The 13,076-nt window shown below is 72.2% G+C and carries 10 protein-coding genes; 5 read left to right on the top strand and 5 right to left on the bottom strand.

The annotated features are described in order from the left end of the window. Positions 1-36: 36 nt before the first annotated feature. The 3 genes from BLR90_RS20650 to hrpA all read right to left on the bottom strand — a co-directional run bounded on the left by BLR90_RS20650 (position 37) and on the right by hrpA (position 4,988). On the bottom strand, positions 37-471 hold the full coding sequence (locus BLR90_RS20650; protein ID WP_143016137.1) for a type II toxin-antitoxin system PemK/MazF family toxin: 435 nt from the start codon (positions 469-471) through the stop codon (positions 37-39). A 122-nt stretch (positions 472-593) separates the two neighbouring features. Then, positions 594-1,190, bottom strand: a complete 597-nt coding sequence (locus tag BLR90_RS07040) for a hypothetical protein (RefSeq protein ID WP_091023916.1) — start codon at positions 1,188-1,190, stop codon at positions 594-596. Between the two features lie 9 nt (positions 1,191-1,199). Beyond that, positions 1,200-4,988, bottom strand: a complete 3,789-nt coding sequence (gene hrpA / locus BLR90_RS07035; RefSeq protein WP_091023914.1) for an ATP-dependent RNA helicase HrpA — start codon at positions 4,986-4,988, stop codon at positions 1,200-1,202. 90 nt (positions 4,989-5,078) lie between these two features. Between hrpA and BLR90_RS07030 the strand changes: the two genes are divergently transcribed. Continuing rightward, entirely contained in the window at positions 5,079-6,617 is a 1,539-nt protein-coding gene (locus BLR90_RS07030; protein ID WP_218029483.1) for an FAD-dependent oxidoreductase, read from the top strand. On the opposite strand, the gene BLR90_RS07025 is transcribed toward BLR90_RS07030, so the two are convergent. Next, complete coding sequence (locus tag BLR90_RS07025; RefSeq protein ID WP_091023912.1) at positions 6,614-7,018, bottom strand: hypothetical protein; 405 nt, start codon at positions 7,016-7,018, stop codon at positions 6,614-6,616. The two genes, BLR90_RS07030 and BLR90_RS07025, sit on opposite strands and share 4 nt — an antisense overlap. A 110-nt stretch (positions 7,019-7,128) precedes the next feature. Between BLR90_RS07025 and BLR90_RS07020 the strand changes: the two genes are divergently transcribed. The 4 genes from BLR90_RS07020 to BLR90_RS07005 all read left to right on the top strand — a co-directional run bounded on the left by BLR90_RS07020 (position 7,129) and on the right by BLR90_RS07005 (position 12,430). After that, positions 7,129-7,866, top strand: coding sequence for a response regulator transcription factor (locus BLR90_RS07020; RefSeq protein WP_091023910.1), 738 nt, complete (start codon positions 7,129-7,131; stop codon positions 7,864-7,866). Continuing rightward, entirely contained in the window at positions 7,863-9,218 is a 1,356-nt protein-coding gene (locus BLR90_RS07015; protein ID WP_091023908.1) for a sensor histidine kinase, read from the top strand. Before BLR90_RS07020 ends, BLR90_RS07015 begins: the two co-directional genes overlap by 4 nt. Positions 9,219-9,280: 62 nt before the next feature. Further along, positions 9,281-10,507, top strand: coding sequence for an ornithine--oxo-acid transaminase (gene rocD / locus BLR90_RS07010; RefSeq protein ID WP_091023906.1), 1,227 nt, complete (start codon positions 9,281-9,283; stop codon positions 10,505-10,507). 48 nt (positions 10,508-10,555) lie between these two features. Next, a complete protein-coding gene (locus tag BLR90_RS07005; protein WP_091023904.1) occupies positions 10,556-12,430 on the top strand; it encodes an ArnT family glycosyltransferase in 1,875 nt (624 codons plus the stop codon). On the opposite strand, the gene BLR90_RS07000 is transcribed toward BLR90_RS07005, so the two are convergent. Next, the gene (locus BLR90_RS07000; RefSeq protein WP_245715197.1) at positions 12,415-13,029 is read right to left on the bottom strand and encodes a TetR/AcrR family transcriptional regulator; all 615 of its coding nucleotides are present in this window, start codon (positions 13,027-13,029) and stop codon (positions 12,415-12,417) included. The two genes, BLR90_RS07005 and BLR90_RS07000, sit on opposite strands and share 16 nt — an antisense overlap. Positions 13,030-13,076: the final 47 nt, after the last annotated feature.

Raw genomic sequence — 13,076 nt, 5'->3', positions numbered from 1 at the left:
TGACTCCCCGTTGGACGTGCGTACGAAGGCGCCACCCTACCCGGAGAGGAACCGCCTGGCCTCGGCGATAACCGCGTCGAAGGTGGCGGCGTCGAGGACGGCCCCCTCACGCCGTACGGCGTCGGACTCCAGCACCAGCAGCCGGTCCAGCCGGACCTCGCTGGGTCGTCCCTCGCGGTCCCAGCCGCCGCTGCCGACGTCCATCCAGTGCCGGCCATGGAGCGCCTCGTCGTCGGCGTCGAGGTCGTGGTCCTGGCTGGAGAGCATCAGTGCGAGCCACTGCTCCCCGCCCGAGGCCTCGCCACCCGTGCGTCGCCCGATCAGCAGCACCGGCCGGTCCTTGCCCTGGCTCGGGTCGTCCTCGTAGGGCACCCACGCCCACACGACCTCGCCCGGGTCGGGCTCGCCGTCCACCTCGGGCCAGTAGCCGATCTCGTCGGGACTCTCGTCGGGACTCACGTCGGGGCTCACACGAGCAGACTAGGTGAGTGCGTCGGACCGGGAGCGCCTCACGGCGCGTGGCCGCTCGTAGCGGCTTATTTTGGGACCCGGGGCTGCCGCGGCCCGACGCACTCGTTGTTCATTTTAGCCGGTCAGGCCAGCCCGCGCGTCAGTTCGACGTGGGCGGCGGCCTCCAGCTGCTCGGCCAGCAGCAGCATCCGCTTGACGTCGGCCTCGGTCGGGCCGGACAGCGTGGCCCGGCCGGTCGCGACCACCCGGGCGAACGCCGCGGCGCGGAACAGGACGTCGGCGAAGTCGCTGCCGGCGATGCCCCGGAGCACCTGGTCGACCATCGCCCGCAGCTCGTCGACCCCCGGGGGGTCGGCCACCCCGGCGACGACCCGCGCCACCTGGGCGTGCGCGCGGCCGGCCTCGAACTCGCGCGCGACCGTCTGCGAGTCGGCGTAGACCCACGAGCGCAGCAGGAAGAGCCGCCACAGGCAGCCGGCGAGCGAGTCGGCCGGGGAGCCCGACCACACCTCGGCGATGGACTCGATGCCCTCGGTGTCGGCCAGGTGCAGCAGCCGCTCGGCCACCGCGTCGTCGTCGCTGTCGCGAGCGCCCCGCACCAACAGCGCCGCCGCCCGGTCGCCCGCCTCGGTGACCAGCGCCGGGTCCTGGCCGCCGACGATCTCGTCGAAGAAGGCGCTGCCCCGCTGCATCGGTCGGTGGTGCGGCCGGTCGCTCATGGCCTCAGGCTACGACGCACCACTCAGCGCCTTGCGGATGCGCTGGTCGCTGACGGGGTAGGCGGTACGGAGGTGCTGGGCCCACAGCGAGACGCGGAACTCCTCCAGCATCCAGCGCACCTGTCGCAGACGATCGCCCGGCGGCCGGTCGGCGGGCAGTGCCGCCACCTGGTGCAGGTAGGCCTCCTGGAGGTCGGTCACCCGGTCCATCAGCGCCCGGTCCTGGTTGACCGCCGGGCCGCCCCCACCCAGCCGGTCGCGACGGTGCTGCAGGGCCGTGAGGTAGCGGACGTAGGAACGCAGCTGCACCACCCCGGCCTGCCCCACGAACCCACGTCCCACCAGTCGTTCGAGCTGCCCCTTCATGTCGGCCAGCGCGGGCAGCATCGGCAGGTCGGCCCGCCCCGCGAGCGCCTTGTCGGTGGTGCGCCACGCGTCCAGGACCCGCACCACCTCGGCCACGACGCCGGCAAGCTCGGCCTGCTGGGCGTGGCCGGCCGCGGCCAGCAGGACGTCGTACGCCGCCTGGTCACGCACCGCGGGGTGCGCGTCGACGACGGCCTGGAGCACGGCGTGGCGGCAGTCCTCGAGCAGCTCCGCGACGGAGGGGTACGGCGACCCCGCGAGGCCGAGCTTGTCCGCGTTGGACAGGCTGTCGAGCACCGCGCGGTCGGCGCGCGGCAGCCCGAGCGCGAGCAGCCGGGTGACCCCGAGGCGGTGGCGGGCGTCGCGCTCGTCCTCGGAGCCGAAGACGGCCAGGCCGACCGACGCGCCCTCGTCGACGAGGCCGGGGTAGCCCTGCACGTCGTGGCCGGCACGGACCTGGCGGAAGGACTCCTCGACGGTCCCGAACGTCCACGTGGTCTGGCCGTGGCGCGCGAGCCCGCTGTCGCTGGCGACCTCGGCCAGGGCCTGGGCGAACTGCGGGCGCAACGGCTCCTTGAGCGCCTCGAGGTCCTTACCCCGGGCCTGCTCGCGGCCGTCGGCGCCGACGACGCGGTAGGTCGGGCGCAGGTGCTGGGGCACCTTGGTCCAGTCCCACGCCGCGCGCGGCACCACGACGCCGGTGGTCGAGCGCAGGTGCCGCTCGAGCGCGTCGAGCAGCGACTCCTCACCGGCGGGCACGGCGGCGAGGAAGGCACGCGCGGTGTTGGGCGCCGGCACGAAGCTCACCCGCAGCGACTTGGGCAGGCTGCGGATCAGGCTGGTCACGAGCTCCTCGCGCAGGCCGGGCACGTTCCATGAGAAGTCGTCGGCGCCGACCCGGTTGAGGGTGGCGACCGGCACGTCGATGGTGAGGCCGTCGTCGGCGCTGCCCGGCTCGAAGTGGTAGCTGATCGGGAACGTCAGCCCCTCGCTCGACCACTGCTCGGGGTAGTCCTGCTCGCGGATCTCGTCGGCCGACTCGTGGCGCAGCATCGCCGGGTCGAAGGTGAGGAAGTCGGGGTTCTCGCGGCGCTTGACCTTCCACCACTGGTCGAAGTGCGCGCCACTGACGACGTCGCGCCCGACGCGGGCGTCGTAGAAGTCGAACAGGGTGTGCTCGTCGACCACGATGTCGCGGCGGCGCAGGCGGTGCTCGAGCTCCTCGACCTCCTCGAGCAGGGCCCGGTTGTGCTCGAAGAACTTCTGGTGCGTCGACCACTCGCCGTAGACCAGCGCGTGCCGGATGAAGAGCTCACGGCTGTACTCCGGGTCGACCTTGCCGAAGCCCACGAGGCGGTCGGCGACCAGCGGTACGCCGTACAAGGTCACCTTCTCGTGCGCCATCACCTGGGCACGCTTCTTGGACCAGTGCGGCTCGGAGTAGCTGCGCTTGACCAGGTCGCCACCGAGGCGCTCGGCCCACTCGGGCTGGATCGACGCGTTCTGACGGGCCCACAGCCGGGAGGTCTCGACGAGCTCGCCGGCCATCAGGAACGTCGGTTGCTTCTTGGCCAGGGCGCTGCCCGGGAAGATCGCGAACTTCGCGCCGCGCGCGCCGATGTACTCACGCATCGGGCGGCGCCCGCCGCGTCCGCGGCCGGACTCCTGCTCGCGCTCCTCCAGCAGCCCGATGTGGCTGAGCAGCCCCGACAGCAGCGCCTGGTGGATGCCGTCGGAGTCCATGCCGTCCTTGACGGGCCCGACCTCGATCCCCATCTCCTTCGCGACGCGGCGCAGCTGGGACTCGAAGTCCTGCCACTCGCGCACCCGCAGGTAGTTGAGGAACTCCCGCTTGCACAGCCGGCGGAACGCGCTGCTCCCGAGCTCGGCCTGCTGCCCCTTGAGGTAGCGCCAGAGGTTGAGGAACGTCAGGAAGTCGGAGCGCTCGTCCTTGAAGCGGTTGTGCATCTCGTCGGCCTGCTGGCGCATCTCGACCGGGCGCTCGCGGGGGTCCTGCAGCGAGAGGGCGGCCGCGATGACCACGACGTCGCGCACGCAGTCGAGCCGCTCGGCCTCGATGATCATCCGCGCCAGGCGGGGGTCGATCGGGAGCCGGGCCAGGCGCCGGCCGAGCTTGGTGAGCTTGCCCTCCGACAGCGCGCCGAGCTCCTCGAGCAGCTGCACGCCGGCGTTGACGTTGCGCTTGTCGGGCGGCTCCACGAACGGGAAGCGCCCGACGTCGCCCAGCCCCAACGAGGCCATCTGGAGGATGACCGAGGCCAGGTTGGTGCGCAGGATCTCGGGCTCGGTGAACTCCGGGCGGGACTCGAAGTCCTCCTCGGAGTAGAGCCGGATCGCGATGCCGGCCGCGACCCGGCCGCACCGGCCGGAGCGCTGGTTGGCCGACGCCTGGCTGATCGCCTCGATCGGCAGCCGCTGCACCTTGGTGCGCACCGAGTAGCGCGAGATCCGCGCGACGCCCGAGTCGACGACGTACCGGATGCCCGGGACGGTCAGCGAGGTCTCGGCGACGTTGGTCGAGAGCACCACCCGGCGTCCGGAGTGGGCGGAGAAGACGCGGTGCTGCTCGGCGGCCGACAGCCGGGAGTAGAGCGGCACGATCTCGACCGTGCCCAGCCGCTCGAGCTTGGCGTCACCGAGGGCGTCGGCGGTGTCGCGGATCTCGCGCTCGCCGGGCAGGAACACCAGGATGTCGCCGGGGCCCTCCGCACACAGCTCGCGTACGGCGTCGACGATCGCCTCGGTCTGGTCGCGGACGACGGTCTCGCCCTCCTCGTCCTCCTCGGGCCGCTCGACCAGGGGCCGGTAGCGGACCTCCACGGGGTAGGTGCGGCCCGAGACCTCGATGACCGGGGCGTCGAAGTGCTTGGCGAAGCGCTCGACGTCGATGGTCGCGCTGGTGATGATCAGCTTGAGGTCGGGCCGCTGCGGGAGCAGCCGACGCAGGTAGCCGAGCAGGAAGTCGATGTTGAGGCTGCGCTCGTGGGCCTCGTCGATGATGATCGTGTCGTACTTCAGCAGCTTGCGGTCGCGCTGGAGCTCGGCGAGCAGGATGCCGTCGGTCATCAGCTTGACGCGGCTGGCCTTCGACGTGCGGTCGGTGAACCTCACCTGGTAGCCGACCAGGTCGCCGAGCTCGGTGCCCAGCTCCTCGGCGATCCGCTCCGCCACCGACCGTGCCGCGATCCGGCGGGGCTGGGTATGGCCGATCAGCTTGCCGTCTCCCCCGTCCGCACGCCCCTGGCCGCGGCCCAGCTCCAGGCAGATCTTGGGCAGCTGCGTGGTCTTGCCGGAGCCGGTCTCCCCGGCCAGGATCACGACCTGGTGGTCGCGGATCGCGGCGGCGATGTCGTCACGCCGCTGGCTGACGGGCAGCTCCGCGGGGTAGACGATCTGGAGCTGGTCGGTCATGGCTGGGCCCATTCTGCCTTGTGCGCCCGCATCCGCTCACCAGGTTTCCGTCTTGCTAGAACACGTTCTAGTTGCGAGGATCGCGCGGTGATGGAGATGCAGGACGGGCAGCAGCAGTACGACGTGGTCGTGGTCGGCTCCGGCGGCGGCGCCCTGGCCGGCGCCGCGGTGGCCGCCAGGGCGGGGCTCTCGGTGCTCGTCGTCGAGAAGACGGCCATGATCGGCGGCACCTCGGCCTACTCCGGTGGCGCCTGCTGGCTGCCCGGCAGCCAGGTGCAGCAGCGCGCGGGGATCCCCGACTCGACCGAGTCGGCGCGGACCTACCTCGCCGCGATCCTCCAGGACCCGGATGCCGCCAAGGTGGAAGCCTTCCTCGCGCACGCTCCGGAGCTGGTCGCCGAGCTCGAGGCCGATGAGGGCATCGACTTCGAGTGGCTGCCATTCCCGGAGTACTACGACGCCCCGGGCCGGGTGCCGTTCGGCAGGTCCATCCAGCCCACCAACATCAAGCGCGGCGAGCTGCCTGCGGAGGTGGCGGACCTGGTCCGCCCGCCCGTGGAGCGCGACCGCGCCGGGGAGCCGGGCCGCAACACCCTCAGCGGCGGCCAGTCACTGATCGCCCGGCTCGCCGCCGTCGTGGTGCGCGAGGGCGGCGAGATCCGCACCAACCTGCCGGTCACCGGGCTGCTCACCGACGACACCGGGCGGGTCACCGGTGTGGCCGCGATGACCCCCGAGGGACCGGTCACGTTCGGCGCCTCCCGTGGGGTCCTGGTCGCCGCCGGCGGGTTCGAGGGCAACCAGGCACTGCGCGAGCAGCACGGCGTACCGGGAGACGTGGCGTGGACGATGGCGCCGCAGGGCACCAACACCGGCGAGCCGATCGAGGCCGCCATCACCCTCGGGGCGGCTGCGGACTTCAGCGCCGTCGGCTGGTTCTGTCCCGGGCTGGAGCACCCCGACGGCAGCGGCTCCTTCACCCTCGGCTTCCGCAGCGGCCTGATGGTCGACGCCCACGGTCGCCGCTACGCCAACGAGTGCCTGCCCTACGACCGCTTCGGCCGCGAGATGGCTCCTGCCTTCGACGGGGACGACGCACGGGTGCCGTCGTGGTTCGTCTTCGACTCCCGCGAGGGCGGACGGCTGCCCGCGATCGCGATGCCCGAGGGCGACCCGGCCGACCACCTCGCCGCCGGCACCTGGGTGCAGGCCGACACGCTGGAGCAGCTCGCCGACGCCATCGGCGTACCCACGGACGCGCTGACCTCGACGGTCGAGCGGTTCAACGGCTTCTGCGAGACCGGCAAGGACGACGACTTCGGTCGCGGCGAGGACGAGTACGACACGTTCTTCGCGGGCGGGACCGGCCCCAACAAGGCGCTCACCCCCTGCGACCAGGCGCCGTTCTACGCCGCCCGCTTCGTGCTCTCCGACCTCGGCACCAAGGGCGGCCTGGTCACCGACAGCGCCGGTCGCGTGCTGCGCGAGGACGGCTCCGCCATCCCCGGCCTCTACGCCTCCAGCAACTCGGCGGCCTCGGTCTTCGGCCCGGTCTACCCAGGTCCGGGGGCGCCGCTCGGCTCCGCGATGGTCTTCGCCTCGCTCGCCGTGAGGGACATGCTGGGCTAGGTGGTGTCTCCCGAGCTGTCGGTGGCGCCGCTGCTGTCGGGCTGAACGTCGTCCTGCGGGGTCATCGCCGGCGGTCCGCCGCCGTTGCCGCCCGGGGGCGCCTGCTGCTGCTGGAAGGGTCCCGGCCCGTTTCCCGGCCCGTTTCCCGGCCCGTTCCCGGGGCCGAAGCCGCCGCGTCCGCCGTCGTTGTCGGAGCCGTTGCTGAGCGCACCGAGCGCCGCGCCTCCGGCGCCGCCGAGGATCAGGCTGGCGATCGCCACGGCGGCGACACCGCGGATACCGAGCACGCGGTGGCGCCAGCCGGGCTTGGTCTTCTCGGCAGGCTGCTGGTCGGGCCCGGCCTCGGTGGCCGGGTCGGTGGCCGGGTCTGTGGGGGGCTGCTCATCGAAGTTGTCATTCATGGCACCGACGTTCGCGGGTCTCCCTGTGGACCACCTGTGTGCGGGAGGTGACGGCGCAATGAAGGCGCGCTCACAGCAAACGCACAGCGTCTGGCATCAGAGTGGTGCCCATGGCACCCGAGCAACCCGACCTCCTCCGCGCCGACGGCTCCCCGCTGCGCGTCCTCGTCGTCGACGACGAGGTCAACATCGCCGAGCTGATCTCGATGGCGCTGCGCTACGAGGGCTGGCAGGTGGCCGCCGCCCACACCGGCACCAAGGCGGTCAGCACCGCGAAGGACTTCCGCCCCGACGCGGTCGTGCTCGACATGATGCTGCCCGACTTCGACGGGCTGGAGGTGCTGCGCCGGATGCGCGCGGCCGACCCCTCCGTGCCGGTCCTCTTCCTCACCGCCCGCGACGCCGTCGAGGACCGGGTCGCCGGGCTGACCGCGGGCGGCGACGACTACGTCACCAAGCCGTTCTCGCTGGAGGAGGTCGTGGCCCGGCTGCGCGCGCTGATGCGCCGAGCTGGTGCGCAGCAGGCGCAGACGTCGTCGGTGCTCACGGTCGGCGACCTCACCCTCGACGAGGACAGCCACGAGGTGTTCCGCGACGGCGCGGAGATCAGCCTGACGGCCACCGAGTTCGAGCTGTTGCGCTTCCTGATGCGCAACCCGCGCAGGGTCCTGAGCAAGGCCCAGATCCTCGACCGGGTCTGGAACTACGACTTCGGCGGGCAGGCCAACGTCGTCGAGCTCTACATCTCCTACCTGCGCAAGAAGGTCGACGCCGGCCGGGAGCCGATGATCCACACCATGCGCGGTGCCGGCTACGTCCTGAAGCCCCACGCCGTGAGCCAGCCGTGAGCCTGCCCCGCTCGCTCACGTCGCGACTGGTCCTGGCCACCGTCGCGCTGGTCGCGGTCGCCGCGTTGCTGATCAGCAGTGCGACGGCGCTGGCCATGCGCAGCTACCTCAACGGCCAGCTCGACGACAAGGTGCAGTCGTCGGCCCGGCGCGGGCCCCCGGGTGCGCCTCCCGGCGGCGACTTCGGCAACCAGGAGCCCGGGACGCTCGTCGCGTTCCCGGACCTGGGCGCCGGCGAGATCCTCACCGAGCAGCGCTTCGAGGGCGAGGAGCTCTCCGACGAGGCGCTCGAGGTTCTTGCCGACGTCCCCGACGACGGCGAGGTGCACAGCATCGAGGTCCCGGGTCACGGCAGCTACCGGGTGACCGTCGACGACGACCAGGTCACCGGCCTGCCGACCAAGGCGGTCGACGACGCGGTCGCCTCGGTGGTGCGCTGGGAACTGCTGCTGACCCTGCTCGGGCTGGTGACCACGGGCGCGCTCGCCTCGACCGTCGTACGACGTCAGCTGCGGCCGCTGCGTGAGGTCGCCGAGACCGCCCACGCCGTCGCCGGGCTGCCGCTGTCGTCCGGTGACATCGGCGTCACCGAACGCGTCCCCGACCACCTCACTGACGAGCGCACGGAGGTGGGCCAGGTCGGCTCGGCCCTCAACACGCTGCTCGAGCACGTCGAGACCTCGCTGTCCGCGCGGCACCGCAGCGAGCAGCAGGTCCGGCAGTTCGTGGCCGACGCGTCCCACGAGCTGCGGACGCCGCTGAGCACGATCGTCGGCTACGCCGAGCTGGCGCGCCGCCGGCCGGGCGACGCCGAAGCCGCCGCGACGGCGCTGGGCAAGGTCGAGGAGGAGTCGGCGCGGATGACCCGGCTGGTCGAGGACCTGCTGCTGCTCGCGCGTCTCGACGCCGGCCGCCCGCTCGCGCACGAGGCGGTCGACCTGACGCGGGTGCTGCTCGAGGCCGTCGAGGACGCGCGGGTCCTCTCGCCCGACCACCGCTGGTCGCTGGACCTCCCTGAGGAGTCCGTCGAGGTGACGGGCGACGAGCAGGCCCTGCACCAGGTGGTCACCAACCTGCTGACCAACGCCCGAAAGCACACCCCGCCGGGCACCCACATCACGGTCGCCCTGGACGGTCGCGGGTTCGAGGTGCGCGACGACGGCCCCGGCTTCCCGCCCGAGCTGCTGGAGCACGCCTTCGAGCGGTTCGCCCGCGGCGACGCCGCCCGCAACCGCGAGGGTGGCGTCGGCCTGGGACTGGCGCTGGCGCAGGCGATCGTCGCCGCGCACGGCGGCACCGTCAGTCTCGACAGCGCACCCGGGAACACCAGGATTCTGGTCCGGTTGCGCTAGTGTTGGCACCAGATTGTCTGACAATCTTTGCCCCACCCTGACGCGACGAAAGACGAGCCGAGATGACGACCACCGTGACCGCAGCCCCGACGACCGCCACCGAGTTCGCCCGCGCCGAGGAACGCACCGCGCACAACTACCACCCGCTCCCGGTGGTCCTCGCCGAGGCCGAGGGCGCCTGGATGACCGACGTCGACGGTCGCCGCTTCCTGGACCTGCTCGCCGGCTACTCCGCGCTCAACTTCGGACACAGCCACCCGGCACTGATCGAGGCCGCCCACGAGCAGCTCGACAAGATGACGCTGACCAGCCGGGCCTTCGTGCACGACCAGTTCGCCGACTTCTGCGCCGAGCTGGGCGACCTGTGCGGCAAGGACCTCGTGCTGCCGATGAACACCGGCGCCGAGGCCGTCGAGACCGCCATCAAGGTGGCCCGCAAGTGGGGCTACGAGGTCAAGGGCGTGCCCGCCGACCAGGCGAAGATCATCGTTGCGTCCGGCAACTTCCACGGCCGCACCACCACCATCGTGGGCTTCTCCGACGACCCTGTCGCCCGCGACGGCTTCGGTCCCTTCACCCCCGGCTTCGTCACCGTTCCCTACGGCGACCTCGCGGCGCTCGAGGCGGCCATCGACGCCAACACCGTGGCCGTGCTCGTCGAGCCCATCCAGGGCGAGGGCGGCGTGGTCATCCCGCCCGAGGGCTACCTGCGCGGCATCCGCGAGGCCTGCACCCGCGAGAACGTCCTCTTCGCCGCAGACGAGATCCAGTCCGGCCTGGGCCGCACCGGCCGCACCTTCGCCTGCGACCACGAGGACGTCGTCCCCGACATCTACATCCTGGGCAAGGCGCTCGGCGGCGGCATCGTCCCCGTGTCGGCGATCGTCGCCGACCGCGACATCCTCGGCGTGCTCAAGCCCGGCCAGCACGGCTCGACCTTCGGCGGCAACCCGCTGGCCTGCGCCGTCGGCCGCAAGGTCGTCGGCATGCTCGCGACCGGTGAGTTCCAGCGCCGCGGCGAGGAGCTCGGCGTGCTGATGCGTGAGCGCCTCGAGGCCATGGTCGGCCACGGCGTCCTCGCCGTCCGCGTCCGCGGGCTGTGGGCCGGCGTCGACATCGACCCGGCCGTCGGCACGGGTCGCCAGGTCTGCGAGGCCCTGATGGCTCGCGGGGTCCTGGTCAAGGACACCCACGGCTCCACGATCCGTCTGGCCCCGCCGCTCGTCGTCTCCGCCGAGGACCTCGGCTGGGGCCTCGACCAGCTCGCCGCCGTGGTCACAGGTGGCTGACAGGTTCGCCTGACCGTCCTCCCAGCGGGGGCGGCGATCGTCGGCTGCATGACGATCACGGCGCCGACCCGACCGGCCGAGAACACCCACGACCTCGCGGCCCCGGCCACCGCCTCCCGCCGACGGGTCAGGGTCGAGCCGGAGCGGGCGGCCCTGGCCGGGCTGCTGGTCGCGACAGCGGTGCTCTACCTCTGGGGCCTCGGCGAGTCCGGCTGGGCGAACTCCTTCTACTCCGCCGCCGCCCAGGCCGGCTCGGAGTCGTGGAGCGCGCTGTTCTTCGGCGCCTCGGACGCCGCGGGGTCGATCACCGTCGACAAGCCGCCCCTGGCGCTCTGGCCGATGGCGCTCTCGGTCAAGGTGTTCGGGCTGTCCTCGTGGAGCATCCTGGTGCCGCAGGCGCTCTTCGGGGTCGGCGCCGTGGCTCTCCTGCATGCCACGGTCCGTCGTACGACGGGCTCCGCGTGGGCCGGGCTGCTGGCCGGAGCGACGCTCGCGCTGACGCCGGTGGCGGTGCTGATGTTCCGCTTCAACAACCCCGACGCCTTGCTCACCCTGCTCCTGGTCGGCGCCGCCTACGCCACGTTGCGCGCTCTCGAGGGTGAGCACGCCGTGCGCTGGCTGGCGCTGGGCGGCGCCCTGGTGGGGCTGGCCTTCCTGACCAAGATGCTCCAGGCCTTCCTGGTGCTGCCGGCCCTGGCGCTCGTCTACGCGCTCTTCGCCTCCGTGCCGCTGTGGCGCCGGCTCGGACACCTGCTGGTCGCCTTCGGAGCGATGGTCGCTGCCGCCGGTTGGTACATCGCGGTGGTGGAGCTCTGGCCGGCCGGCTCGCGGCCCTACATCGGCGGTTCGCAGGACGACTCGATCCTCGAGCTGACCCTCGGCTACAACGGTCTCGGCCGGATCACCGGCGAGGAGGCCGGCTCCGTCGGCGGCGGCAACGGCTGGGGCTCGACCGGCCTCCTGAGGATGTTCGGCTCCGAGAACGGCGGCCAGGTCGCCTGGCTGATCCCCGCGGCGCTGGTCCTCGGCGCGGCCGCGCTCTTCTTCGCCCGGCGCGCTCGTCCGGCGGTCACGCTGTGGCTCACGTGGCTCGTCGTCACCGCCCTCACGTTCAGCCTGATGGCCGGGATCTACCACGCCTACTACACCGTCGCGCTCGCCCCGGCCATCGCGGCGCTGGTCGGCATCGGCACCTGGGCGCTGTGGCGGCGCCGTGACTCGCTCGTCGCCACCGCGCTGCTCGGCGCGGCCACCGCGTTCACCGTGGCCTTCGCCTTCTTCCTCCTCGACCGCACCCCGGACTGGCTCCCCTGGCTCAAGTACGTCGTCGCCACGCTCGGCCTCGCCGCCGCCGTGATGGTCGTCGGCGTGCGGCACCTGCCGCGCCGGGTGGGTGCCGTCGTCGCCGCGACCGCACTGGTCGCGGCCCTCGCCGGCCCAACGGCGTACTCACTGGCCACGGCGGCCACCGCCCACACCGGCTCCATCCCCAGCGCCGGACCCAGTGAGACCACGCCGGACGGACCCATGGGCATGGGCGGGGGCATGGGCGGGGGCATGGGCGGAGGCATGGGCGGAGGCATGGGCGGCCTGCTCAACGGCAGCGCCCCGACCGACGCCCTGACCGAGCTGTTGCTCGCCGACGCCGACGACTACACCTGGGTCGCGGCGACCGTCGGCGCCAACTCGGCCTCCGGCTACCAGCTGGCCACCGAGGAGCCGGTGATGCCGATCGGTGGGTTCAACGGCACCGACCCGAGCCCGACCCTCGCGGAGTTCCAGGACCACGTGGCCCGCGGCGAGATCCACTACTTCATCGCCGGCGGAGGTACCTCCGAGATCAGCACCTGGGTGGCCGAGAGCTTCGAGGCGACGACCGTCGACGGCGTCACGCTCTACGACCTTAGCTACGCGTCGGGCTGAGCCGCGACCAGGGCCGGCAGCGACGTGGCCATGATCGCGATCAGCTCGTCGCGGCTCACCCCGGTGGGGTGGGCGTGCCAGGTGAGCACCAGCTCCTCGGACATCGCCGACCAGCCGCGCACCAGCAGCCGGTTGGTCGGGGTGTCGGTGATGATCGTGCCCAGTCCCGATCCAGCCTGGGCGTCCTCGCGGAACACCCGGTCGGTCAGGGCCGAGCGGGCCTCGTCGTAGATCTCGCGGAGCGTGTCGTTGCCCCCGGCCGCGCCCTTGACCAGCGACAGGTAGCCCTCGTAGTTGGCCACGACGTAGTCGACGTAGGCGGTCACCGAGATCAGCAGCCGCTCGATCGGGTCACCGTCGACCGGCGGTGCGGTCTGGGCGATCAGGTCGTCGGCCGCCCGTCGTACGACGGCCTCGTGGAACGCGTGCTTGTTCCCGAAGTAGTGGTAGAGCAGGCCACGCGAGATCCCGGCCTCCTCGGCGAGCACGTCGATCGACAGCTCGTCGAGCGACCGGGTGGCCAGCAGCCGGACGCCGAGGTCGAGGAGCTGGGACCGGCGCTCCTGGGGCGAGAGCCGCGTGCGTGTGGTTGCCGTCACGGCGCCCAGTATATTGACACTTGTTCAATAACGGCAATACGGTCGGT

Source organism: Nocardioides szechwanensis (assembly GCF_900103935.1).
GTDB classification, from domain to species: domain Bacteria; phylum Actinomycetota; class Actinomycetes; order Propionibacteriales; family Nocardioidaceae; genus Nocardioides; species Nocardioides szechwanensis.
The sequence above is the reverse complement of the archived record's forward strand: the minus strand, read 5'-3'. Positions and strand labels throughout refer to the sequence as shown.